Origin of the sequence: Bifidobacterium boum (assembly GCF_000741535.1) — a bacterium.
Lineage (GTDB): Bacteria > Actinomycetota > Actinomycetes > Actinomycetales > Bifidobacteriaceae > Bifidobacterium > Bifidobacterium boum.
In genome coordinates, this window is the sequence record NZ_JGYQ01000007.1 from 14879 (window position 1) to 37834 (window position 22956).

Consider the following 22956-nt stretch of genomic DNA (forward strand, 5'->3'; position numbering starts at 1 on the left):
GGAGCCCTTGGAAACATTAGGTTTTCAAGGGCTTATTTTTTCCGTCGAAAACAATCCGCATACAAATGCATACAAACGCCGCGGTACCTCCACGCCCGATTCACACGAGTTCGCGCTCGCGGAGGGCTCCGATCGCGTCGGCCACGTCGTCCAATCGTTCCGGCCAGAGCGCCGTGTAGGTGTTCAATGTAATGCTGGGAGAGGAGTGGCCGAGCTGCATCTGCAGGGTCTTCACGTCCGCGCCCTGGGCGATCGCGAAGCTCGCGTATGTGTGGCGCAGACTGTGTATGGTCACGCCCGCGTCCTCCATGCCGGCCGCTTTGACGGCCTTGTTCCATATCCTTGTCCGCCACGTGTTCGTCCAGACGTTCCCGCCACGGGTGGCACGGAACAGCCAGTCGTCATCACCCATGCCATCCATCTGCGCCTTGATCTGCGGCATGAGGAACCGTGGTATCGCGATGTTGCGGGCCTTTCCGTTCTTCGGGGTGCCGAGCATGCTGCCGCCGTGCCCGTCGTCAGTCCATGTGCGGCCTATCCTGGCTCGCCGTTTGTCCGCGTCCACGTCACCGACCTTGAGGGCAAGCGATTCGCCTATGCGGCATCCCGTATAGGCCTGCCATCTGACCAGCAGACCGTCCACCGGCTTCCCGATCCTCTCCGCCTCGTCCGCGAGCAACTCGACCTCGCGGACCGAGAGGAACACCATGTCGTCGTCGGAGACGATCTTCGGCACGGTGACCCTGTCCACAGGATTCTCACCGATCCACCCGTTCGAGACGGCGTAGTCAAAGATGCCCTTGAGGACGACTTTCATGATATTGCGGATGCTTCTCGCGCTCAGCGGCTTCGAATCACGCCCGTCCGGCAACGCGGCCGGATAACCACCGTCCATGAGCTGGCCGACCCACTCCTGCAGCATGTCAGGGCGAAGCTCACGCAACGTCATGCCACCCCATTTGGGCAGGATGTACAGGCGCAGCTCCCTCGCATACCGGCCTGCGGTGCCGGGTTTCAGATCGACCTTCGACGCGAGCCATTCGCCGGCCACATCATCCAGGACACGAAGCTCCTGACGGGGATCGCGGTAGCGTCCCCGCCTGATGTCGTCCTCCATGGCCGCGGCATATTCCTGCGCTTCGGCGAGCCTGGCGAACTGCTTCACCCTCTGCACACGTCTACCATCCTTGACGATGGTCCAATGACAACGCCAGCGCATCCCGACCCCATAACGGCTTTTACGCCACTTCTCAGGCACATTGGCCTTCATCGGATCGCGTGAGTTCGCCAAAGAGCGTTTGGCCGCACGACTCGGCGGATTGCCATCATCGTCATTCTTGAGCCACAGGTCATCAATGGTCACTTTCATGGCGCTTCCTCCCACATGTTTTTCGCCCCGGCGCTCGCGGATATGCGGGCACCGTGGCCTTTTTCATTGCATGCACACGCCGGAATCGCGGAGCAGCTGCCGGTAATCCTCCAACACCTGCACTGTCACGCCCAGCTCCACGGCCATCATCCACGTATTGCCCTCGTACACCGTCTCGGCCATGCCATAATCCACCGGACTGATCAACGCCAACGCGGTCTCCCTACGGCAACGGCGCTCGCATTTGATTCCGTATTGGCTGCCGCATCCGGGGTCGTGGTGTCTGGCGTGTATGAGCTCGTGGCACAATGTGCAGCGGCGTTGGAAACCGGCCAGCCGTTCGTCGATGATGATGAGACGGAGCGGATCGTAGTAGAGTCCGCACCTGTCTCCGGCCAACCGGCGTTCCTCGATCCGGACCCCCAATGTTTCCGACCAGGATGTCAGGATGCTGTCATTCACCTGCTTCGGCATCCTCGTTTCTGAAGCCGGTTCCCTCGATGCGCTTCTCGTCGCGCTTCGCCCTGCGCTCGACCTTCTTGATGTCCTCCATCGCCGGGAGGTCTTCCGGCGCGATGCCACGGCTGAACAGGCTCTTTCGCACGGCCTTGTTGTTGTCCACATGCTCTTGGGTGATTGCCGGTGTCCCGTGCAGGTCGCGTTCCTGGATCCCGTAGTTCGTCATCTGCGTGGCGAGCTGCTTCGCCGTCACGGCGATAGGATGGAGCACATCGGCCAGCGGACGGCTCTTCGGCACATCGAGCCTGAATTTCATTTCCGTCGTACTCATGCCGAACAGCGCCTGATCGCCGCGCGAACGGATCACGCCGAAGTCCTTCTCCCCGACCCCGCGCTTGTATGCGAGCGAGCTGAGCTGCTTCTCCTCGGCGGTCAACGCGTGCCTTCCCGCGATGCGCAGGATCTCGCCCATGCGCTGCTCAAGAAGCTCCGCGGTGCGCGTCTGCACGGCGAAATAGCTTTGCAGCAGCGCGACCTCCTCCTTGCGCGGATCGCCGTTCTGGGCCACCAGATAGCAGGCGTAACGGGTCAGCTTCACATCATCGATGGAACGAATGGCGCCGCTGCCAAGCTCGACGTCCCGTTTGGTGTCGCGGAAGTGCGCTTCGACCGGCTGCCCGGCGTTCTGACATGCCGATTGGGCGCGCTGTATTACCTTTGCGAAGTTCTCCCATTTCGTATAGCCCATATACTTCATCAGTTCTCTTGCATGCCAGAATTCCACGCCATTCTCATCCTTATTGAGGAGCGTATCCAAGGACGCGGCGTATCGGGCAATGGTTTCCTTGTCCATATTCATCCTTCCCCAACCATTTTCCTGACGTCGGCAAAATGGTCTATTGCCAATGTTTCCAATGGTTTTTGGTCGGCTTGTCGTTCACTGCTTGGCGGTCTTCACCACTGTGGTGGTGCCCATCGCGGTGGTTTCCCAGCTGACGCCGTCCGCCTTGGTATAGGTGAAGTCCTTGGTGGCGTCCTGCGAGCCGAGCAGGGACGCCTGCATCGCCGCGGTGTCTCCCTGGCTCGTCCACTTCCAGTCGCCGGCCTTGTCCGGCGCATTGTAGGAGCCCTTCCAATACAGGCTCTTCGTATCGCCGTTGTCACTGACCCACTGGACGGTGATCGTGTCGGCCGTGATCTCGGCCTCCATCCAGGAATCCGTGCTGCCGGAGTTGGTCTGCTTCCACGTGCCGGTCAGATCCGCAGGCTGTTCTACCGGCTTCTTCTCTGCCGGCTTCTTCGTCGTCTGCGATTGGCTCGTACTGCCGGCGTCGGCGGTTCTGGCGTCGTTGGCGTTGCCGCACGCGCCGAGTCCGAGTGCAAGTATCGCCGCGACGGCCGTTGCGATTGTCTTCCTGTACATGGTTTCCTTCTTTCCTTGGTTGATTTGCATTAAAAATTCAATCTCTTGGCGTTTCCGCTTCGAAGCGCGCGTTCGGATCCTTGTTGGCGGCCACGTCATAGTCCTCTGGGTGGGCGGCGATACGGTCGATGAGATCATCGGTGACTTGTGCAGTCGTCGTCGACCCCTCATCGGCGCCGTCAACAGGCCGGCGCTCGCCGGCCGTGGAGACAGACTCGGCCTGTATCTCAGGGTCCTGTGCGAGGCGTTCCGCATCCGCGATTATGCGTGAGAGCGGCATCCTGAGCGCCGTAGCAATCTTTTGGAGCTGCTCATAATCGGCGACGGTATTGAGCTCGAGAATCCGTCTTAATGTGCCATATGGCACGCCAGATTCTTTCGCCAAAGCCGGTGTCTTGATATCGCGTGCGGCCATTGCGCGCTTTACTGCGATGGATAGTGACTTCGACTCTACGGTCGGTATTTTTGCTCCCTTTGCCATGGCACCAGACTACTTCGTATTGGCCTAAATATGTCTCATATAAGACACGCCGTGTTTTGACTGAGACAAGCAATCGCCGTATCATGTCTTATATGAAACACGAACGGTTTGGAAGGAAACGAAAGGAGCGCAGATTGAGACCAATACCAACGGCCGCTGACCTTGGAGAAATCCTCAAGCGGACAATCAAGGGCGCCAACCTCACCCAAGAGGAAACGGCAACATTGACCGGGATTCCGCGGAGCACACTCCTCAGAAAGATGCATGGCGGAACCTTCAACTTCGAAGAACTCTCCAAAATCTCGCAAGTCACAGGAAAGAAACTGTCGTCAATTGTCTCTGAAGCTGAGGCGCTCGCCGACAAAGAAAATGCCCGCAGGTGACACTGCGGGCGATGAGAACCAGAAAGGTGTATTGACAATGATTCTCGAAAACCATGATACCACCGAGTCCGAAGCGCCGGCCGAGGAGCCGGTCGAGGAGCCGACCGCAGTCGGCCGTCTGCTCGACGTCAGCCCGCTCGGCGGGGAGGTCATCGACCGGGGCGATATGCCCATCACACTCAAACCCGCGTTCGACCACACCTACTGGGAGCCGGTCGGCGGGGTCCTGATCGTCGGCGAGGGGCTCGGCAAGCGTGAAATCACCCTCAGCCTTTCGGAGCTCCTCAAGCTCAGGGAGCGCCTGGACTTCCTGACCGAGGACATCCTCGACGCGAATTTCAAGGCTGTCGCAGCGGGAAGGGTGGGCAAGTGATGGATGACAAAGAAGCGCTCGCCGACGAATGAATCGAAAGGAGAACCCGAGATGAGTATCAACATTCCTGCCGAGACGCCGGACGAATCTATGAACCCGATTTCCGTTGAGGAGTTCGAACGCCTGCACCCGGCGATGCTTGGCGCGATAAGGGAAGCCGTCCGCAAGGAATTGGAACTCTCTCACGCGGACGGCCGAACGTCAGCTGATGTTCAGCGCACGTTTGATCTTCAACTGGTCGTTCCGGATGTACCGCTGGTATTCGGCGATGCCCTGCACGGCATCGGCCAGCGACACGATGGCCTGCTGAATGTTTCCGGATTGTGCGTAGGTCTTCGCGTCATCAGCGGAATTCACTGGATCGCGTTGCATGTTATCACCTCCCTTCTTTGCGCGGGTCTGCTCATTCTCCCACTCGGCAGGAAGGTCCTCAAACGAGACACGTCGGAAAAGCAATCGGCGCTTACCAACGCATGAAAGGAGCGGGCGCGTGATGGATGACAAAGAGGTGTTCGCCGCATTGGCGGCGGCGTTGAAGCCGATGAACACAACGAAGGACATCGCGGACAACTGCGGCATCAAGGAAGGCACCCTGGCGTACTGGCGTAGCGCGGGCATCGGCCCGAAGTTCGTGAAGGTGGGACGGACCGTCATGTATCCGAAGGAGCAGATGATCGCCTATTTAGCGCAACACCTGTACCAGTGCACGGCCGAATACGAGGAAGAGGTGGGTGCGTGATGGGTGAGACATGGCTGCCGGCATGCATATCACTCACGGCCGGGCTGTTCAGTCTTTCCCTGGCTTTGCTTCGGATCCTCGTTGATCTTGATCCGATCGGTTGGATCCTGTCGTTGGGGGAATGTCAAGAGTCCGGGAAAGCGGATGCAGTCGGGGATGTGCAAATAACCATAATCCCAGTCTCGAATGCTCGAACCGGTATCTCGGAAGAAAAGGAGAACAAATGAACGACATCCGCAAAGCCTGCGTCGACATCGACGTGACCGACCTCGTGGACATCGTCGTCGACACCATCAACAAGGAGCTGTGATGGAATCAATGCCTTTGGCTGTTGGTCAGGCGCTGCTCGATCTCAGTGTTGCGTCTGCTGCCCAGTTCGGTGGTGTATGTGACGTGTACAGTGACGCGGCATGTTCCGATGCCGGCAGAGAAGAAGCCGTTTCCGGAGTTGATGGCGTCGATCTCGGATTGGTCTTTGATTATCTGCTTGGAGAAGAACTCGCTTTCGAGCGCGATCTCGCAGAACGGCATTGTCTTGTCGACGCGCGCCTGCGCAATGGTCTGGTCTTCAAAGCGGACGAACACATGAACGTCTCGTGCGATGTTGCCGCAATCGTTGACAAGAAAGACGGTGGAAGTTTCTCCATCGTACTCGACCCTCCACTTGTAAACCGTCTGGTCGGCGGTGACTGCCAACGCCCGTTGGCTGATCGCGTTCGCGTCTGCTGCTATCTCGTTCGCTTTGCCGGCAAGGTCGTTGGCGTGTTCGGCGATCCCCTTCGAGTCGGTGGCGATCCCGTTGGCTTCTTCCGCCGAGTCGTTGGCGTCCTTGGCGAGCTTGTTTCCAGCATGCGTTTGGAACAAGGCGACACATCCGGAGACACCGCCAACCAATCCCGTGACGGCGCCAACGACGCCGGTGACCACATTGATGTCCATTCCACCGATTCTACGGACGGAGGCGAACGATGAAGGTTCTTATCCGTGTCATCCTGCACCAGCTGATCTTCGCGGTGTGGCTACTGGCCATGTGGGTGCTGTATTGCACGCCGGCCTGCACGCACCCCATCGAACATCTCATCGCCGTGCCGTTCGCGGTGCTCATCCCGACGGCCGTCATCATGCGCCGCCTTGCCGCTTCCCCTCGCTTCATGCGATGGCTGGACGAGTAACGGCAGTGAAGGACTTGGACGGCTCCGCACACATTGCGGCATGGACGTGGTTCGTCATGCGCGGCCATGCCGGAACCGCCCACCCGTCAAGGAAAAGACGTTAAAACCAGCCGGACGGGTCATCTTCTCTCTTCTCCTCCCGCCCGGCCCTCGCCGGGACCCGCGACAGGATGCGGGCGCCATGGATCGGCGTGTTCAGGTCACGCCGGCGGTTGGATGCGCGGTTCGAATCCGCGTCCCGGCACGACATCAATCCAAAGGAGGCAAACGTTGACAAACACAGACAGGCCGGAAGGCGAAAAGTGGTTCGAATGGCCGCTCACACCCGCCAGCGCCGGCATGACGGCCGCCGAACTGATCGGCGAACTGTACGAGACCATCAGCGCGCTCAACCGCGACAGGGGCTGGAACCTCACCATGGTCGCCCCCGCACGCTTCGGCGAGATCGTCATCGACCGCGAGGCCGGATGCCTCCGCGCGAAATGCGCGTGGAAGGCCAAGGATCCCAGCCAGCTCGGCCCCGAGCCCGACGGATACGTGAGGGGAGCCTGACATGGCCATAGGAGAGACCGTCATCACCATCGTCGGCAACCTCACCGCAGATCCGGAACTGAGAACCACCGGCCAGGGCGCGCATGTCGCCAGCTTCACCATCGCAAACACCGCGCGCGTATATAACAAGCAGACCGGCCAGTACGAGGATGGACCGGCGCTGTTCATGCGCTGTTCGGCATGGAATGACCTCGCCCAGCATTGCGCGCAGTCACTGGCCAAAGGCATGCGCGTCATCGCCCAGGGCAGGCTCCGACAGCACTCGTATCAGGCGCAGGACGGCACCAACAGAACCATCGTGGAGCTGACGGTCGACGAAATCGGGCCATCGCTGCGGTACGCCACGGCGCAGGTCGCCCGCATCAGCCACCAGGGCGGCCCCGTCTACGGCAACCCCGCATCGACGCAGCCGACCGTCAACACCGGCGCAGACGGCTGGAGCCAACGGCCGCAACAGCCGGCGCAGACACAGCAACCCGCCCAGCCTCCGGCCGATGATCCGTGGGGCGCGCCGTCGGACGACCAGTCATCATTCGGAGACTTCGGCAAACCCGATCCGGAACCGGAATTCTAAGGAGCAGCAATGAAAGCCAGCGAACAACAGGCGCTCATCCCGCAGGAGGCCACGCCCGACACACTCATCGACCTCATCGGCAAGACCCAGCAGGTCACCAAAGCCGCGGCCGTCGTGCTCAAGGCATGCCGCACCGTCATGGACACCAAAAACAAGCAGGAGCACATCGACAAGTGGGGCGGCATCCACGCCATCACCGAAGCCGTGTACGACTGCGCAGACCTCGCGCAGCGCATCCTCGACGCGGGACTGGCCATGGAGAACATGTGCGCGAAGCCCGCCACGTCACGGCAGATGATCCTCATCGACGACCTGCGCCGCAGCCTCGACATGGACGACGGCGACGTGGAGGCGACCGTCGATCCGGCCACCGGCGAAATCTGAACCATCGGAAGGAGAAGAAGAGATGTGGTTCATCATCGACGACCAGATGGCCGACGACAGGCGCATCCGCCGCCTGCCGCTCGCCACCGTGGGACTGTGGGTCAAGCTGTGCGTCATCCACTCCAAAGGCGTCTCGATGCAGGCCAAGGACCCGGCCGCATACCCCGGCCACTTCGACAAGCTCGACCTCAAGGACGCCGGCGGCACCATGAAACAGCTCCAGCAGCTCATCGACTCCGGGCTCATGGAAGAGCACGACGGCGGCTGGCGCCCCGTTTACGCGGAAGGCATATGCAGGGAGCCCCGAGTGCTGACCGAAGAGCAACGCGAGGCGCGCCGCAAGGCCGGAAGCAAGGGAGGACGCCGCAAGGCGGCCAACCAGAAAGCCAAGCAGACATCTGGCGACTTGCCAGAAAAAAGCCAAGCAAACGAAGAGCAAAACAGTAGCGAGACAGGTAGCAAACCGTCTAGCAAGTTGCTAGAGGACAGCCAAGCAAAAACATGGCATAAAACCGATACCGATACCGATACCGATATACCCTCTCCGACCCCTCCCGCCGGCAAACCGAAGCAACCTGCCACGCCGGAATCCGGCTTCGACCATTTCGCCGAAGCCTATCCCGGATCCGTCGGCGCGAAAGGCCGCAAGACCGAAGCCGAAGCCAGAGCCCTGTACGCAGCCATCGCCGGAAACCCCGTCGAACTCACCCGCCTCCAAACCGCGCTCCGCCGCTACAAGCACGCCGTCAACGACGGTCAAATCCGCACCGGCCACATCCCACGGCTCAACACATGGCTCCGCGACCAATGGGAAACCTGGGCGCCGGAACCCATCACACCCACGTACCAGCACAAGCACACCTGGAACTGCGAACACGTCCACCAGCTCATGGACCCGCATGAGGACGAATACGACCACACCGGCAGCCTCCGCAAAGGCAAGCCAAGCGAATGGTGGAAGGCATGCCAGGCGTGCGCCGAAGAACTCAACCAACAACAAACCAGCAAGGAGAAGCAATGAGCAACTACCAAAGCGACCAGATCAAGCTCATCAACCCGAGCCTGATCGACCCACACCCGGACAATCCACGCAAAAACATCGGCGACGTGACCGACCTCGCGGCCAGCATCAAAGCCAACGGCCTGCTCTCGCCGCTCTCCGTCGTACCCAACGGCGAGCGCTATCGTGTCATCGCCGGCCATCGTCGTCTCGCCGCATGCAAGCAGGCCGGCACCGGAGCCGTGCCGTGTTTCGTGCTTGACTTAGACCCGTTGCAGCAGTTGGAGGCCATGGTCACCGAAAACTGCCAGCGCGAACAGCTCACCGTCCTCGAGGAGGCCGACGCCATCCAGGGCATGCTCGACCTCGGAGCCACCACCGCCGCCGTCGCGCACAGGCTCGGCCGAAGCGCCGACTATGTGCGTGACAGAGCGAAAGCGGCGAGCATCAAGGCGGACGTCAGGAAGACACGCGACGACTTCGACCAGCTCACCATCGGCCAACTCATGGCCATCGCACGATACGACGGCCAGCCGGACCGTCAGGAACGCCTCGCGCACGCCGCGGGGACCTCGAACTTCGACTACATCCTCCACAACATCGAAGTGGAAGATCGCCGGAGCCAGTGGTTCGCCGATGTCTCCGCGCTCCTCGCCACCGGCACCACCGGTCTCAACGTCATCGAGGATCCCGGAGAGACCTTCTCGGATTCCGAATGGCATTACTCCGGCGCCATCTTCCCCGCCGCGGGCACTCCGGAAGAAACCATCGAAGAGCTCCGCAAGCAGAATCCAGACGCGGTCTCCGTCCATGAAGCGACACAGACGATATACCTCTGGGATCGTCGTGATGCGGCCGCCGAAGCCGAAGAGGAAGCCCAGCGAGCCGCCGAACAGGCCGAACGCGACGCCCGACAGCACGTGCTCGAGGAATACGCCGCCACGACGGCTGACAAGCGCATGGCATGGCTCCACGGCCATCTCCATGCCATCAAGCGCGCCAAGCTCATCGAGACCACGGCAAGGCTCGGACTCCTGCAGACAATTGACCCGGACCCGACCGGCTTCACCAAAGACCTACACACCTGGAACGACGCCGCATGCGCCCGGGAACAGTTCGCCGCCATCGCCGGCATCAAACCGGAACAGGCGCTCGCGGAACTCCACACGCACCTCAACTCACCGGACTGGCCGACATACGCTGTCATGATCCTCACCGCCAGAATCGAATGGTTCATCAGCCCAAATGACTGGGACTGGAGTGGCGACGACAACGTCAGCCGCCGCATCCCCGGCTATTACCTGATCCTTCAAGACCTCGGCTATGAGCCATCCGACGACGAGACCGAACACCTCGACCAGCTTGTTGCCGCCATCACGGAAGAAGACGAGGAGGAAGACGAATGACCAAGGAACAGATCAACAGACTCGCCCAACTCATCACCGACACCGCGGAAACCGCGGCGAACATCGAACTCCAGGCGCTCGCCGGCGGCAAGGCCGATAACGGCATCGCCGCGATGGCCTCCGGACTAAGAACGAACTGCACTTCATGTCTGGTGCTGGTCAACGGCCTGATGCAGGAAGGAGCGCGTTGTGAGTGAGTTCGAGGACTCGAAGCGCATCGCTTTGGAACGCCAGGGCTGGCATTGCCTGCGCTGCGGGACGAACATCCATGATCCATCACGCTGGCCTGGACGCAGTGGCCATCACCGTCAACTGCGGCGGGCGGCGGATCCGGATGTGAGGCACAGTCCGGCCAACATCGTCGAGCTGTGCGGTTCGGGCACGACCGGCTGCCACGGCTGGGTCCACCAGCATGTGGCCGAGGCGGAGCGACTGGGGTTGATCGTGCCATTCGGCGCGGATCCGCGTGATGTGCCGGTGTTCGACTGGGAGGGCCGATGGCTGAGGCTCAACAAGGACGGGACCGCGACGCCGCTCACGCAGACCGAAATCATTCTCCTCCGAACGAAAGGAAACAAATAATGGGAGAGGAAACGACCAAAAAGGACATGCTGCTTTGGGTGGACGTGGAGACCACGGGTCTCGACCCGGACCATGACAGGATCCTCGAGGTGGAAATGCGTTGCACCGACATGAGAGGCGTGCGGTGCGTCGGCGGTTTCCACCGCATCATCGGACTGGAAGGCCGCAAGACATCCATCACGGACGAGAATCTCAAGGCGTGGCGCATGCACTGCGCCAACGGACTGCTCGAAGGCGCACTCGACGCCGGGTATACGGAAGCGGCGACGGCGAACGCGCTCGAGGAATACGTCGACAGCCTCGCGCAATCATTCACCCTCCATCCGGCCGGCAGCAACCCGCAGTTCGACCTCGACTTCATCGGACGACTCTGCCCGAACCTCCCGCTGCACTACCACCGCATCGACATGGCCACCATCCGCGACAGTCTCGAAGCCGCCGGCTGGGACGTGAGGCCGGAAGAGGAGACGCCTGCAGCCAGCGCCCACCGCACCAGCACATGCCTCGACCGCGACATCCGTCAATACGCGCGCATCATCCGCCACCTCTCCGAACATCCGGTCCGATACATCGCCACGGAAGCAGCAAAGTGATGAGCGTCGCAGCAGTGATCCTCCTGTGCGCCGCCATCCTGATCGGCTGGATGGCCAACAGGCCATGAACCGTACCAACAATGAAAGGAACCCCGGAATGAAACAGACCATCAACCGCATCTCCAGCCGCGTCGGCGACTGGTTCGCCACGCTGTTCACCCTCACCGCGCTGCTGCTCGTGCCGCACGCCATCATCCGGACGAGCATCGGCGTCGGCCTCCACCGCTGGATCCCCATCCAATGGCTCGCCATGCACGCCATGCTCATCGTCCTCACCCTATGCATCGCGCTCGCCGCCTACATCATTGCGGACCGCACCGCCGTGGAACCGCCGGAAACATACTGAAAGGAGCCATCATGGCAGACCAGGAGACCATTCCGATCGGTCTGGAGACACAGAACAAGGTGGCCGAGGCCATCTACCTGCGCTGGTATAGCAACGGCCGCCGCCATCCACGCCCATGGAACGAAATGCCCATGGAGAGCAAAGAGCCATGGAGACGCGTGGCCAAGGACGCCATCAAAACGTTCTTCGCCTCTCCCGAGTTCCAGACGCTGCTCGACGACGTGTACGACGAAGGCTACGACGCGGCCGAAAAGGACGCCCAAGGCGAAAACGAAGGCGAGGAGCCGCGGTGAGCGTCAACGTCCCGCTGCATAAATGGCGGTCGGCCGACCCGGCCATCCTGATCGGCCGCCGCTGCATCGCCCAAACCGACCAGGACGTCATCATCGACGGACGACTCGAACTCATCCGACATCCGGACGGCACCGCCAGCCTCCGCTTCCCAGGCATCGGAAACGACATCATCGCCCACGATCCGAACACATGTTCCAACAGCATGAGCGACGGCATACGAAGCCTCGCCATCTACGGAAAGGACTGACCGATGGAACTACCGGACCACACACATGAAAAAGGGAACCCAATGAGAAACACCATCTGCGCCACACTTACCGCCATCACCCTCACCCTCTGCACCGCGCTCGCAGGATGCGGAAGCGCGTCGGAGCCTTCCACGCCAGCGCATGCGGTCAGGTCAGTCGACTCGCAGTGCTCCGCCGGGGCCGACGTATTCACGGAATGCGTCGTCACCCTGACCGACACGAGGCAAGTGGACTGCATCGTCTACTCGACGAACGGCAAGCAGGCCGGCCTGTCCTGCGACTGGATCCATATGAGCGTTGCAGACAAGGAGCCACAGTGAAAATCTGGTCGCAATGCGGCGCCGCACATATCGCACCAGAGGATGACGAGTGTCGGCAGGCGTGCGAAATCGCCGTCAACGCCCTGCTCAGATGGGTGGCGGAACACGACAAGGAAAAGGAACAACAATGAAAGACAGTGAAGCAGACATCGCCATCGGCGTGCTCAACAAACTCATCGACCAGGAACTCGAAGCCGTCCGCGCCGCGACAAGGGACGGCAATACCCCCTTCGGCGGCTACGCCCAGACCCTACACAACGCCTTCCTCACCGCCAAGGATGAGATCAGGAAGGCGCTCGCTGACATGTGCCGGGAAATGAGATACGCCTTGACGAAAAGAACCACCAACTGGAAGGAAACACGACAAATGAGTGATAAAACACTCGAACCGCCACTGCCGCCAATCGACGCGCGCACCGAAGCCGTCGCCGAACGCCTGTTCGGACTCAAATTTGCACTCCGCAAGGACGATCCGAAACACATCCACGACGAATGGGAGCATGCGGCCGACTGGATCCACGACGGATACCTGCGCCAAGCCATCGAAGTGCTCGCCACCGCCGACCAAGCGCAACCCGCGAGCGCCGACGGATCCGATTATAAGGAGCGGATGCGCGTCGAATACCGTGAGTTGGCCGCTCGTGCCGGCAGGCTCAGGGGCATGCTGCAGCGGTATGCGGACGGCACGCTTGACTTCGAGCCCGTCTGTCCGATCGGTCTGTTGAGCAGGCAGCTTGACGTCATGGATGAATACGCCAATCTGCTCCGCCGCAGAGCCGAGATCGAACATGTCGACCTTGAACAACAGGACTTCGCCACCGAATAAGAAGAGAGGCCCCGCCAAGCCGGCAGAACCCCAAGAAACCGACCACCATTCTAGCCGGAAAGCAGGAACCATGACCAGTCAATGCCAACAATGCGGCGAACCAGCACAAACCACCCTCTGCAAAAACTGCGCCAAACACATGAGACGACAGGCCAGCAGTCTCGCCAAAACCATCCCGGAACTCCGCGCGCTCGCCGAACGCAAGGCGCACATTGGCGAGCGCTGTGGTGGTGTGCGTGGTGGTGAGCCTGGTCTTCCGGTGAGTGTGCATTGGTTGGAGGTGTATGAGGAGGCGGCCCGTTTGATGCTTCGGCTGGCGGGTTGCGTGGATTTGAAGTGGATGCTGTTGCCGGTTGAAGGGTGGCGTCCGGCGTATCGGGCGATCTGTCGTTCGTGGTCGCGTGTGGTGTGTTCTCCGTCCGCGGGCGAGCTGGCCGATCGGCTGGACCGGATGCTCAGACGCATCGACCGGCTATCCACGCCGTCGGACGGCAGGGTGACCGTCGTTCAGTGTCCCGACTGTTCGACGTCGTTGGCGGTGCCGCAGGGCATGCGGGATGGCTGGTGTCCGGAATGCGGCGAGCGCCTCGATCTGGACATGCTGGTCTCGGGCAGGTTGGATGCGGCGTGCCGTGCCGTCATGACGTGCTCGCCTGCGGAGGCGGCGGACTGGCTGACCGACCGGGCCGGGCTGCGCACCACGCGCAAGCAGGTGTCGAACTGGCTGGCGCGCGGCAGGCTTTCGAAGGCGCGTCGATTGGGGCATGGCGTGTGGGAGTTCAATCAGGCCGAGCTCATCGAGGTGCGTAATCGCGCATAGTTGCGCATCCGGCTGAGTCCATGTATTCTGTAAAAGAACTTGCACCATGCCCGAAGGGGCTGGTGCTTTTCTTTTACCCCAGCCCCTGTAGCTCAGTCGACAGAGCAGTGGTCTGTTAAACCATGGGTCCTCGGTTCGAGTCCGAGTGGGGGCACCGCAAAAGGGAGGCGTCATGGACATGCTTATCGTCATCATCGGCTCATGCGTGGCGTTCTCCGCCTGTCTCATCGCCCTGTGGCTGATGCCATGAGCAATCCGCGCTACCATAACGGCCACCGACGGCGGGAGGTGCAGGCATACTATCGTGCACGCCGCGCCGACTGCTACATCTGCGGCAGGCCGATCGACTACGGTCTGCGGCCGCCGGATCCATGGAGCTTCGTCATCGACGAGACCGTGGCCATAGCCAACGGCGGCCGCGTCTGCCGCGCGAACAGCGGGCCGGCGCACCGCTGGTGCAACGCGGTCAAAGGCACGCACACGCTCGAATGGGCGCGCGCCGAAGTGAAACGAAGACTCGCCGGCGGCAAGCCCGCAGCCGCGTCGAAGCCGCGCGACTTCGAGGCCGCCGACTGGTGAAGCCCACGGGGGTATACCCCCGTAGTCGTTTTGGAGGCGACCTCGTGTGCAGCGCCTATCTCTCTCCCCGCGAAAAATAATCGTCGCCGGCGACACCATCGACGGCAAAGGAGGCGCCATGCCGATCCGAACCTGCGCGCAATGCGGCCATGCCATGCCGAAAAACGCCAGCGCCAAACGAAAATACTGCTCGGACAACTGCCGAAAACTCGCCAGCAAACACAGACATTCACCACAACATCAAACGTCGCCCACGACGCCGCCGGCCAACGAACCGTCGCCACAGCAGTCGACCGCGCCGGCCACATACCGCGACATGCTCGAGGTCAGCCGCACCGCGCTCACGCGCAACCTCGAGGACCCGCACTGTCCGGCCACGGCCGTCGCCGGGCTGAGCAAACAGCTCCTCGCCGTCGGCAAGGAACTGCTCGAGATGGACCGGGAGAAGGAACCAGACCCGATACTCGACGACCCGGAGGAGATGGCAGATGGCATCGAAGACGACCCCTTCGACGCCGAAACTATCTGACGCCGCCCGAGTCCTGAACATCCCCGACGGCATCGTCACCACCGGCTTCGGCCGCGTCCGCCGCGTCGCCGACCGGCTCGGCATCCGGTTCGACCGATGGCAGGAGGGCATCGGCGCACTCATGCTCGCCAAACGCGCCGACGGCACCTACGCCAGCTCGGTCGGCGGCATCGGCATGAGCATCTGCCGACAGACAGGCAAGACCTTCACCGTCGGCACTATCATCGTCATCCTGTGCCTGACCACACCAAACCTCAAGGTCATCTGGACCGCGCACCGCACCAGGACCTCGGCCGAAACCTTCAAATCGATGCAGGCGCTCGTCAAACGCCCCGGCCTATCACGACACTGCAAAGCCATCCGCCAGACCAACGGCCAGGAGGAGATCGCCTTCGCCAACGGCAGCCGCATCCTCTTCGGCGCCCGCGAACAAGGCTTCGGCCGAGGCTTCGCCGCGGTCGACGTCATCATCTTCGACGAAGCGCAGATCCTCACCGAAAAAGCCCTCGAGGACATGATCCCGACCGCCAACGCCGCGAAAAACCCGCTCATCATCCACATGGGCACGCCACCCAGACCGGTCGACCCCGGCGAAGTGTTCACCAGCCGCCGCACCGCCGGCCTCGCGCACGACCCGGACAGCACATGGATCGAGTTCGGCGCCGACCGCGACTGCGACACCGCCGACCCCGACGCATGGGCCCAGGCCAACCCGAGCTACCCGCACCGCACGACCGCCAACGCCATGCTCCGCATGCTCAAGAACCTCGGAGAGGACAGCTTCCGCCGCGAGGCCCTCGGCATCTGGGACCAGGACACCGAACACGCGGCCATCGACCCGGAACTCTGGGCACAGGCCGCCACACCGGAACGAGCATCCGGCGGATGGACCGCCATGGCCATCGACATGCCGCCGCACCGCGGATGGATCACCATCGGCGCATGCCAAGCCTACGAGGACGGCACCGCATACATCGACATCGCGGCACTCAAAGGCGTCAGAAAACACGGCACCAAATGGCCCGTCGATTTCCTCGCCCGCCGCTGGCCGCACCTCGCCGCCGTCGTCATCGACGCCCAGTCACCGGCCACGGTGCTCATCCCCCCACTCAAGGCCGCCGGCATCGACGTGACCGTCACCAGCGCGAGCGACATGGGCAAGGCATGCGGGCGTCTCCTCGACATGCTCCAATACCACGAACTGCGCCACAAGCCGGACGTGCGCCCGCTCGACCAGGCCGTCGCCGGCGCGACCGTCCGCAAGATCGGCGTCGAAGGCGCGTTCGGATGGAACAAACTCGGATCCGACGTCGACATCAGCCCGCTCGTCGCCGCCACCCTCGCCCTACATGGCGCCGTCACCAGCACACGCCGGCCGGGCGACGAACCAGAACAAAGGATGATCGAACTGCCATGACACTCCTCGAACCGCTGCCGGCCACCGTCGCCGGCCTGACGCCCGACGAAGACGACGCCTTCCGACGCCTCACCGCGAAAATCATCCGCCACCGCACCCGCAACCGCATCCGCACCGCCTACTACAACGGCCGCAACGAACTCCACGACCTCGGCTACAGCCTCCCGCCGATCGCCAAAGACGTCGAAATCGTCGTCGGATGGCCGGAAAAGGCAATCGAGGGACTCGCCAACCGCGTCGTGCTCGACGGCATCACCGCCCAGGACGGCAGCGACCTGAGCAAACAGGTCAACGACCTGCTCGACGCCAACGACCTCGCGCAGACCGCCGAAAACGCGCACACCGACGCCCTAGTCCACTCCTGCAGCTTCGTCGCCGCGCTCCAGGGCGCGCCGGACAGAGGAGAGCCCGCCGCAATCATCCAGGAGTTCCCAGCCGACGTGGCGACGGGCACATGGGACAGCCGCATCCACGGCCTCACCGAAGCCCTGCTCTACGATGTCGACGAGGACGAGACCTACGGCCGCCAGATCCGCGCATGCTACCTCATGCTCCCCGGCAAACTCATCGGCTGCGCGATGCGCGACTGGCAGTGGAGCGTGTACGCGCGCACCACATGGCAGGGCCGACTGCCCGTCGAACTGCTCGCATACCGGCCGGACAGCAAACGACCGTTCGGCCGATCGCGCATCAGCCGAACCGTCATGAGCCTGACCGACAGCGCCGTGCGCACCTTCCTGCGCAGCGAAGTGCAGGCCGAACTCTACTCGGTCCCGCCACGATACTTCCTGGGCGTCACCGAGGACATGTTCCGCGGCAAGGACGGCAACCTCAAACCACGATGGCAGATCATGCTCGACCAGGTCCTCGCGCTGCCGCGCGACAAGCAGGGCAACCTGCCGCAGGTCGGCACGTTCACCCAAGCGAGCTTCGAGCCGCACGCCGCGCAACTGCGCCAGACCGCCTCGATGTTCGCCGCAGCCACCAGTCTGCCGCCCGACTCGATGGGCGTGCTCACCGACAATCCAAGCTCGGCCGAAGCGATCGACAAGGCCGTCAAAGAACTCTGCCTGAACGCCGAAAGCTGCCAGCGACGCTTCGGACCCGCATGGGAACGAATCATCGCCACAGCCGCCCGCATCGCAGGCGACGACCATGCCACCGCGGTGTCCAGCCAATGGCGCAACCCGGCAACGCCGAGCCGCGCCGCCGCCGCGGACGCGGCCGTAAAACTCGTCGGGGCCAACATCCTCCCGGCCGACAGCGACGTCACCTACGACATGCTCGACCTGAGCGACCGGCAACGCCAGACACTCCGGCGCGAGCAACGCGCCAAACGAGCACAGCAGGCGCTCGACCGCATCGACCAGACCATAGCCGCCCAGCAGCAAGGAGCCGACAATGCAAACGGACAGCCAGCTGCCGAAGACGCAGGAAGCCCTGGACAAACGGCTCGACCAACTGCATGACGCCTACCTGCAACGACTCGAACGCCTCAAACTCGAATCTGGATGGAGCCTGGATTCGATATGGGGAGACGAATACTGGTATCCGGACGACGAAAGCCGATGGGAAGCCGCCTGCAAAGAAGTGGAAAGCTATAACGACAAGGCGGCGCAGGCCGCCGCCGACTACTTCGAGCAGATCCGAAGCGAATGGTCGAACTACCTCGGCAAGGACCTGCCGGACTTCGACCGTCCGCCACTCCCGGACGCCGGCCGCGCGGTCTGGAAACTCGCCGGTGGATCCAACAACACCGACTATCCAGGACTCAGATACGAAGACGTCATCCCCGACGCCAACGGCCAAGTCCACAACAAATACGGCCTGCGCATCGACGACCTCTGGCCGAAACACGCGAACCTCGACCAATGGAAGACGTACCTGCGGCACGTCGTCTCCACCAGCAGCCGCATCGGCATGCTCGACCAGATTGGATCCGACCCGTCGAAACCGCGATGGGCCAGAGTGCCGGTCGGGGAGACGTGCGAGTTCTGCGTCATGCTCGCCTCACGCGGCTTCGTATACCTGACACGCGAGACCGCCAGCCTCGGCGGCGGCTTCCACAACGGCCGATGCGACTGCAACATAGTCCCATCATGGGGCGAACGGCACATCGCCGGATACCATCCAGACACGCTCTACAGGCAATACAAGTCATGCGCCGACACCATATCCACCCTCACCACCCAGGACAAATACAAGGAATACCTCTCGACCCTCTCCGACAAGGAGAAGGCCAAAGCCCCCGAATACAAGAAATGGAAACGAGACCTCGAACTCGCCGAAATGCGATGGCGCGACCGCACATGGCTCAACACCGGCACGCCGCCACCGGTCGGTTACAACCCGCCGGAACTCCAAAGGGAAATATCAAACATCCGCCCGCACGAAATACGAACGGCGCAGCGCCTCGCCGACAACGGAGTAAAGGCGACCTTCAAGATCGACGTCAAGAAGGTCCCCAACGAAAACGGCAAAGGCACGCACGACATAGGATATGCGGACCTCGAAAACGGCATCGAGATCAAGACGCTGAAAAACACATCATCGACAAACACCATCAACTCTCATCTGAAATCGGCATCGAAGAAACCGGACGCCAAAACCGTCGTCATGGACAACAGCGAAAACGACGGAATGTCAGATGAAGACCTCATCGCCCGCATCAGAAGATGCCTGGCCTTCCGCGACGGAAAAGTCTACATCATCCGCCACGACGGAAAACTCACCAGAGCACGATAAAGGCCTCAATGTCACCAAATGGTGTCAATGAGACCTTTATCAGCATCAATCATAACACAGCCAAGGCTGGCTACCGAAGAGGCCGAACGGAGCCGACTGTAAATCGGCCGCGCCACACGCGCCACGCAGGTCCGAATCCTGCGCCAGCCACTCACCGCGGACCCCGCACGCCGCGTCGCTAACCGTGCGCAAAAACCAAAGGAGCACCAATGCACTTCATCCTTCGCCACCGCCGCAACCTCATGCGCCACCTCCTCCTCATCGAAGGCGGAGAACCGCAAGGAGGCGAAGGCGAGCCACCGGCAGGCCAGAACACCCACGGCGAAGGCGACAACGCGAAGAACCCCACGACCGACAACGCCAAGGAGTTCAGCCACGCGCTCGCCGCCCGCGTCGAAGAGGAAAAAGCGAAACTCGAAGCCAAATACGCCGGATACGACGAATACAAGGCCAAAGCCGCCAAATACGACGCCGGCGAAGGCGACAACGCCGCGAAGCTCGAAGCGGCCGACAAGAAGATCGAATCGCTGACGCATGAGATCGCCGCGCTCAAGGCCACCGCCGACCGCGAGGCCCTCATCGGCCAGATCGCCAAGGACACCGGACTCGACCGCGACGTCATCGGACGGCTCAAAGGCGACGGAGACGAACTCAAAGCGAACGCGAAGGCGCTCAAGGACAGTCTCAGGCCAAACCTCGGACTGCCCACCCCACCGGCCGACAAAACGGCCACCGCAACCACTGGCAGCATGACGCCGCTGCAGCTTCTCTCGCAAGCCTACGCGGCCAAATAACCATCAGAAAGGCACACAACCATGGCACTCAACATCACCGAGGCCGCGAAGCTCTCCACCGACACCCTCGCCAAGGGCGTCCTCGAGACCTTCGTGCAGGTCAGCCCGATCCTCGACCGCATCCCACTCATGAACATCGACGGAAACGCCTACGCCTACAACGAGGAGGCCACCCTTCCGGGCGTTGCCTTCCGAGGTGTCAACGAGTCCTACACCGAGTCCACAGGCACCTTCAACCAGAAGAGCGAGAGGCTCGTCATCCTCGGCGGCGACGCGGACGTCGACAGGTTCATCCAGCAGACCCGCAGCAACGTCAACGACCAGCGTGCCGAACAGACCACGCTCAAGGTCAAGGCGATCAGCTACAAGTACCAGGAAACCTTCTTCAACGGCGACTCCAGCGTCGACACCAAGAGCTTCGACGGCCTCAAGAAGCGCCTCACCGGCAAGCAGGTCATCGACGCCGCCACCAACGGCATGCCGGTTCTCGGCGACTCCAACGCCGACATCCACAGGTTCTTCGACAAGCTTGACGAACTGCTCGGCGCAGTCCCCGGCATCAACCCCACCAACGGCGCCATCTACGCCTCCGCCGCCATCATCCGCAAGATCGGCAGCGCCATGCGCCACATCTCCTACGACACCACCCTCCAGCAGGACATCGTCGGCAAGCGCGTCATGCAGTGGAACGGCATCCCGCTGCTCGAGGCCGGACAGACCACCGCCGGCAAGGAGATCCTCGACAACGACGAGACGCAGGGCACCAATTCCACCACCACCAGCATCTACGCCGTCAAGTTCGGTTCCAGCGAGGGCGACCAAGGCGTCACCGGCCTGACCAACGGCGGCGTGCAGGTCGAGGACCTCGGCCAGCTGCAGGAAAAGCCCGCCTACCGCACCCGCATCGAATTCTACTGCGGACTCGGCGTGTTCTCAGGCAAGGCCGCGGCACGACTGAAGGGAGTCATCAATGGCTGACAGGAAGCTTGACGTCACCCCGCAGGAACCGGCCGAGGAGATCGGCGGGGACACCCCGGCGCAGCCGGAGGAGCCCGCCACCACTCCGGACCCGCAGCCGGAGGAGCCCGCCCCGTTCCCTCCCGCCGGACACCGCAGCGAACGATTCGACACGGTCCGCCCGGACGGCACGCGCGTGACCGTCACCCGCGACATCGACACCGGCGAGCAACGCATCGCAGAGGCATGACCATGGCCGACCCCTTCGCCACCGCCGCCGACCTCGAGGAGATCTGGCGGACACTCGACGACACGGACAAAACCAAGGCCGAACGCCTCCTCGCCGCGGCGAGCCGCAAGATCCGCCTGCAATGCCCCTCATGGGCGCAGGCGGAGGAGGCCGAGCCCGGCATCTGCAAGGACATCTGCTGCAACATGGTCAAACGCGCCATGGTCGCCGAGGAGACGAACCCCGAAGGACTCAGCCAGGGATCACAGACCACCGGCCCCTTCGCCGACAGCTGGTCGTACAGCAACCCAAACGGAGACCTGTACCTCACATCCAGCGAGGTCGCCGACCTCGACGCCGCCGGCAGCGGCCGCATGTTCACCATCGCCATGACGGGAGGCACATGAGAACACCGCCGACCGAAACCATCACCGTCGCCCGAGCCGACGAAACAACCACCGAAGGACGCCGCACCGCCGGCGCGCCGTCCACGGTCGGCGCCATACAGGCGCTCGTGGAGCCATGCGCATACGACCTCACCGACACCGCCGGACGACGCACCGTCACGCACGGCTGCAACCTCTACCACCGCGGAGGCCTGCCGTTCGGGATCCTCGCCGGCGACCTGCTCACCGTCCGGGGCCGGACCATGCGCGTCACCCGGACACCCGAGGTCTGGCAGCGCGGCGACACCGGCATCGGCGTGAAGATCCACGCCGAGGAAGGAGAGGACCAATGAGCAACATCAGATTCGTCCTCAACCGCGGGAACGTCGAACGACAGCTCCTGCACAACAAGGCCCTACTCGACAACGTGCAGGCCCAGGTCGAACGCGCCGCAGCCGGAGACCCGCGCATCACCGTGTACCGCAACGACGACGCCAGGCACGGCAACGTCGTCGCCACGGCACCGGTCGCGCTCGAAGCCAAACACGGCACACTCACCCGCATCCTCGGCCAGGTGAGCGTATGAACGCGATCGGCAGGGATCCAAGCGGCCTCATCCTCGACGGACTCGCACAGGCCATCCCCGAAGCGGCCATCGGCTGGGACATGCCCGCCTCGTCGACCATGCCGCGCGTGCGCCTCGCGCTCGACCGCGCCGCCTATCCGACGGCGGTCAGCCAGTACATGCGTCTGCGCGCCAGCGTGTACGCGCCACAAGACGACGGCAGGACATGCGACTGGCCCAAAGCCCTGGCGCTCAGCGAGACCATCTGCCGATGGCTGCTCGACAACCGGCGCAAGCGGCCCCTCATCGACGCCAGCGTCGAATCCGGACCACTCCAGACACACGACGACGACCTGCGACAGGACTTCGCCTACACCGTCATCCTGCTCACCGTCGAAGCCGCATGACCAA

The 22956-nt window shown here is 62.4% G+C and carries 38 protein-coding genes and 2 tRNA genes; 34 read left to right on the forward strand and 6 right to left on the reverse strand.

Going from position 1 to position 22956, the window contains the following annotated elements; all coding sequences use genetic code 11:
* Nucleotides 1-100 precede the first annotated feature (100 nt).
* From BBOU_RS08985 to BBOU_RS01515, 5 genes are all read right to left on the reverse strand, one after another.
* Nucleotides 101-1369, reverse strand: a complete 1269-nt coding sequence (locus BBOU_RS08985; protein WP_081815458.1) for a tyrosine-type recombinase/integrase — start codon at nucleotides 1367-1369, stop codon at nucleotides 101-103.
* A 63-nt stretch (nucleotides 1370-1432) separates the two neighbouring features.
* The gene (locus BBOU_RS01500) at nucleotides 1433-1831 is read right to left on the reverse strand and encodes an ImmA/IrrE family metallo-endopeptidase (RefSeq protein WP_428829164.1); all 399 of its coding nucleotides are present in this window, start codon (nucleotides 1829-1831) and stop codon (nucleotides 1433-1435) included.
* A complete protein-coding gene (gene dinD, locus BBOU_RS01505) occupies nucleotides 1824-2687 on the reverse strand; it encodes a DNA damage-inducible protein D (protein WP_338010545.1) in 864 nt (287 codons plus the stop codon). The genes BBOU_RS01500 and dinD overlap by 8 nt, the downstream gene beginning before the upstream one ends.
* Nucleotides 2688-2765: 78 nt before the next feature.
* Nucleotides 2766-3251 carry a hypothetical protein gene (locus BBOU_RS01510; protein ID WP_026502459.1) on the reverse strand — a complete coding sequence of 162 codons (486 nt, stop codon included), beginning with the start codon at nucleotides 3249-3251 and terminating at the stop codon, nucleotides 2766-2768.
* Between the two features lie 37 nt (nucleotides 3252-3288).
* Complete coding sequence (locus BBOU_RS01515; protein ID WP_026502460.1) at nucleotides 3289-3732, reverse strand: helix-turn-helix domain-containing protein; 444 nt, start codon at nucleotides 3730-3732, stop codon at nucleotides 3289-3291.
* Nucleotides 3733-3824: 92 nt separating this feature from the next.
* Here BBOU_RS01515 and BBOU_RS01520 point away from each other — a divergent pair, with 92 nt between their 5' ends.
* From BBOU_RS01520 to BBOU_RS01530, 4 genes are read left to right on the forward strand one after another with little or no spacing between them, the layout of a single operon-like run.
* Nucleotides 3825-4115, forward strand: coding sequence for a helix-turn-helix domain-containing protein (locus tag BBOU_RS01520; protein WP_162176996.1), 291 nt, complete (start codon nucleotides 3825-3827; stop codon nucleotides 4113-4115).
* A gap of 37 nt (nucleotides 4116-4152) precedes the next feature.
* Complete coding sequence (locus tag BBOU_RS01525; protein ID WP_156098061.1) at nucleotides 4153-4488, forward strand: hypothetical protein; 336 nt, start codon at nucleotides 4153-4155, stop codon at nucleotides 4486-4488.
* 51 nt (nucleotides 4489-4539) lie between these two features.
* On the forward strand, nucleotides 4540-4965 hold the full coding sequence (locus BBOU_RS09165) for a hypothetical protein (protein ID WP_152595661.1): 426 nt from the start codon (nucleotides 4540-4542) through the stop codon (nucleotides 4963-4965).
* Nucleotides 4966-4981: 16 nt separating this feature from the next.
* Complete coding sequence (locus BBOU_RS01530; RefSeq protein ID WP_033490635.1) at nucleotides 4982-5227, forward strand: helix-turn-helix transcriptional regulator; 246 nt, start codon at nucleotides 4982-4984, stop codon at nucleotides 5225-5227.
* A gap of 315 nt (nucleotides 5228-5542) precedes the next feature.
* Here the strand turns inward: BBOU_RS01530 and BBOU_RS01540 are convergent, their stop codons facing one another.
* Nucleotides 5543-6166, reverse strand: a complete 624-nt coding sequence (locus BBOU_RS01540) for a hypothetical protein (protein WP_026502465.1) — start codon at nucleotides 6164-6166, stop codon at nucleotides 5543-5545.
* Nucleotides 6167-6195: 29 nt separating this feature from the next.
* Here BBOU_RS01540 and BBOU_RS01545 point away from each other — a divergent pair, with 29 nt between their 5' ends.
* From BBOU_RS01545 to BBOU_RS01680, 30 genes are all read left to right on the forward strand, one after another.
* Nucleotides 6196-6399: a hypothetical protein gene (locus BBOU_RS01545; RefSeq protein WP_026502466.1), complete on the forward strand. Its 204-nt coding sequence runs from the start codon at nucleotides 6196-6198 to the stop codon at nucleotides 6397-6399.
* A gap of 270 nt (nucleotides 6400-6669) precedes the next feature.
* Complete coding sequence (locus tag BBOU_RS01550) at nucleotides 6670-6951, forward strand: hypothetical protein (RefSeq protein ID WP_026502467.1); 282 nt, start codon at nucleotides 6670-6672, stop codon at nucleotides 6949-6951.
* Nucleotide 6952: 1 nt separating this feature from the next.
* Nucleotides 6953-7525, forward strand: a complete 573-nt coding sequence (locus BBOU_RS01555; protein WP_026502468.1) for a single-stranded DNA-binding protein — start codon at nucleotides 6953-6955, stop codon at nucleotides 7523-7525.
* Nucleotides 7526-7534: 9 nt separating this feature from the next.
* Complete coding sequence (locus tag BBOU_RS01560; RefSeq protein ID WP_026502469.1) at nucleotides 7535-7909, forward strand: hypothetical protein; 375 nt, start codon at nucleotides 7535-7537, stop codon at nucleotides 7907-7909.
* Between the two features lie 22 nt (nucleotides 7910-7931).
* A complete protein-coding gene (locus tag BBOU_RS01565) occupies nucleotides 7932-8930 on the forward strand; it encodes a hypothetical protein (protein ID WP_026502470.1) in 999 nt (332 codons plus the stop codon).
* A complete protein-coding gene (locus BBOU_RS08765; protein WP_026502471.1) occupies nucleotides 8927-10315 on the forward strand; it encodes a ParB/RepB/Spo0J family partition protein in 1389 nt (462 codons plus the stop codon). Before BBOU_RS01565 ends, BBOU_RS08765 begins: the two co-directional genes overlap by 4 nt.
* Complete coding sequence (locus BBOU_RS01575) at nucleotides 10312-10512, forward strand: hypothetical protein (protein WP_026502472.1); 201 nt, start codon at nucleotides 10312-10314, stop codon at nucleotides 10510-10512. The genes BBOU_RS08765 and BBOU_RS01575 overlap by 4 nt, the downstream gene beginning before the upstream one ends.
* Nucleotides 10505-10897: a hypothetical protein gene (locus BBOU_RS01580; protein ID WP_026502473.1), complete on the forward strand. Its 393-nt coding sequence runs from the start codon at nucleotides 10505-10507 to the stop codon at nucleotides 10895-10897. The genes BBOU_RS01575 and BBOU_RS01580 overlap by 8 nt, the downstream gene beginning before the upstream one ends.
* Entirely contained in the window at nucleotides 10897-11490 is a 594-nt protein-coding gene (locus tag BBOU_RS01585) for a 3'-5' exonuclease family protein (RefSeq protein ID WP_051616623.1), read from the forward strand. The genes BBOU_RS01580 and BBOU_RS01585 overlap by 1 nt, the downstream gene beginning before the upstream one ends.
* Before the next feature lie 97 nt (nucleotides 11491-11587).
* Complete coding sequence (locus BBOU_RS01590) at nucleotides 11588-11836, forward strand: hypothetical protein (protein WP_026502474.1); 249 nt, start codon at nucleotides 11588-11590, stop codon at nucleotides 11834-11836.
* Between the two features lie 11 nt (nucleotides 11837-11847).
* The gene (locus BBOU_RS01595; RefSeq protein WP_026502475.1) at nucleotides 11848-12129 is read left to right on the forward strand and encodes a hypothetical protein; all 282 of its coding nucleotides are present in this window, start codon (nucleotides 11848-11850) and stop codon (nucleotides 12127-12129) included.
* Nucleotides 12126-12377, forward strand: a complete 252-nt coding sequence (locus BBOU_RS01600; protein WP_026502476.1) for a hypothetical protein — start codon at nucleotides 12126-12128, stop codon at nucleotides 12375-12377. Before BBOU_RS01595 ends, BBOU_RS01600 begins: the two co-directional genes overlap by 4 nt.
* Before the next feature lie 42 nt (nucleotides 12378-12419).
* On the forward strand, nucleotides 12420-12698 hold the full coding sequence (locus tag BBOU_RS01605) for a hypothetical protein (RefSeq protein ID WP_026502477.1): 279 nt from the start codon (nucleotides 12420-12422) through the stop codon (nucleotides 12696-12698).
* Nucleotides 12695-12829, forward strand: coding sequence for a hypothetical protein (locus BBOU_RS09485; RefSeq protein WP_274518410.1), 135 nt, complete (start codon nucleotides 12695-12697; stop codon nucleotides 12827-12829). Before BBOU_RS01605 ends, BBOU_RS09485 begins: the two co-directional genes overlap by 4 nt.
* Entirely contained in the window at nucleotides 12826-13524 is a 699-nt protein-coding gene (locus BBOU_RS09380) for a crAss001_48 related protein (protein ID WP_238551951.1), read from the forward strand. The genes BBOU_RS09485 and BBOU_RS09380 overlap by 4 nt, the downstream gene beginning before the upstream one ends.
* 70 nt (nucleotides 13525-13594) lie before the next feature.
* Nucleotides 13595-14344, forward strand: coding sequence for a hypothetical protein (locus tag BBOU_RS01615; protein WP_026502479.1), 750 nt, complete (start codon nucleotides 13595-13597; stop codon nucleotides 14342-14344).
* Nucleotides 14345-14425: 81 nt separating this feature from the next.
* Nucleotides 14426-14498: transfer RNA gene (locus BBOU_RS01620), tRNA-Asn, on the forward strand.
* Nucleotides 14499-14545: 47 nt separating this feature from the next.
* A complete protein-coding gene (locus BBOU_RS01625; RefSeq protein WP_152595662.1) occupies nucleotides 14546-14923 on the forward strand; it encodes a hypothetical protein in 378 nt (125 codons plus the stop codon).
* 118 nt (nucleotides 14924-15041) lie between these two features.
* Nucleotides 15042-15452, forward strand: coding sequence for a hypothetical protein (locus BBOU_RS01630; protein ID WP_026502480.1), 411 nt, complete (start codon nucleotides 15042-15044; stop codon nucleotides 15450-15452).
* On the forward strand, nucleotides 15412-16869 hold the full coding sequence (locus BBOU_RS01635) for a phage terminase large subunit (protein ID WP_026502481.1): 1458 nt from the start codon (nucleotides 15412-15414) through the stop codon (nucleotides 16867-16869). Before BBOU_RS01630 ends, BBOU_RS01635 begins: the two co-directional genes overlap by 41 nt.
* Nucleotides 16866-18338: a phage portal protein gene (locus tag BBOU_RS01640; RefSeq protein WP_026502482.1), complete on the forward strand. Its 1473-nt coding sequence runs from the start codon at nucleotides 16866-16868 to the stop codon at nucleotides 18336-18338. Before BBOU_RS01635 ends, BBOU_RS01640 begins: the two co-directional genes overlap by 4 nt.
* Nucleotides 18271-19614, forward strand: coding sequence for a VG15 protein (locus tag BBOU_RS08770; RefSeq protein WP_051616625.1), 1344 nt, complete (start codon nucleotides 18271-18273; stop codon nucleotides 19612-19614). Before BBOU_RS01640 ends, BBOU_RS08770 begins: the two co-directional genes overlap by 68 nt.
* Nucleotides 19615-19678: 64 nt before the next feature.
* Nucleotides 19679-19764: transfer RNA gene (locus BBOU_RS09170), tRNA-Tyr, on the forward strand.
* A 59-nt stretch (nucleotides 19765-19823) separates the two neighbouring features.
* Nucleotides 19824-20408, forward strand: a complete 585-nt coding sequence (locus BBOU_RS01650; RefSeq protein WP_026502483.1) for a hypothetical protein — start codon at nucleotides 19824-19826, stop codon at nucleotides 20406-20408.
* A gap of 21 nt (nucleotides 20409-20429) precedes the next feature.
* Nucleotides 20430-21386 carry a major capsid protein gene (locus tag BBOU_RS01655; RefSeq protein ID WP_026502484.1) on the forward strand — a complete coding sequence of 319 codons (957 nt, stop codon included), beginning with the start codon at nucleotides 20430-20432 and terminating at the stop codon, nucleotides 21384-21386.
* The gene (locus BBOU_RS01660) at nucleotides 21379-21615 is read left to right on the forward strand and encodes a hypothetical protein (RefSeq protein ID WP_026502485.1); all 237 of its coding nucleotides are present in this window, start codon (nucleotides 21379-21381) and stop codon (nucleotides 21613-21615) included. Before BBOU_RS01655 ends, BBOU_RS01660 begins: the two co-directional genes overlap by 8 nt.
* Before the next feature lie 2 nt (nucleotides 21616-21617).
* Nucleotides 21618-22001 carry a Gp19/Gp15/Gp42 family protein gene (locus tag BBOU_RS01665; RefSeq protein WP_026502486.1) on the forward strand — a complete coding sequence of 128 codons (384 nt, stop codon included), beginning with the start codon at nucleotides 21618-21620 and terminating at the stop codon, nucleotides 21999-22001.
* A complete protein-coding gene (locus BBOU_RS01670; protein ID WP_026502487.1) occupies nucleotides 21998-22333 on the forward strand; it encodes a hypothetical protein in 336 nt (111 codons plus the stop codon). The genes BBOU_RS01665 and BBOU_RS01670 overlap by 4 nt, the downstream gene beginning before the upstream one ends.
* On the forward strand, nucleotides 22330-22566 hold the full coding sequence (locus tag BBOU_RS01675; protein WP_026502488.1) for a hypothetical protein: 237 nt from the start codon (nucleotides 22330-22332) through the stop codon (nucleotides 22564-22566). The genes BBOU_RS01670 and BBOU_RS01675 overlap by 4 nt, the downstream gene beginning before the upstream one ends.
* Nucleotides 22563-22952 (forward strand): hypothetical protein, encoded by a 390-nt coding sequence (locus BBOU_RS01680; protein ID WP_026502489.1) that lies wholly within the window; start codon nucleotides 22563-22565, stop codon nucleotides 22950-22952. Before BBOU_RS01675 ends, BBOU_RS01680 begins: the two co-directional genes overlap by 4 nt.
* The last annotated feature ends 4 nt before the right edge of the window (nucleotides 22953-22956 follow it).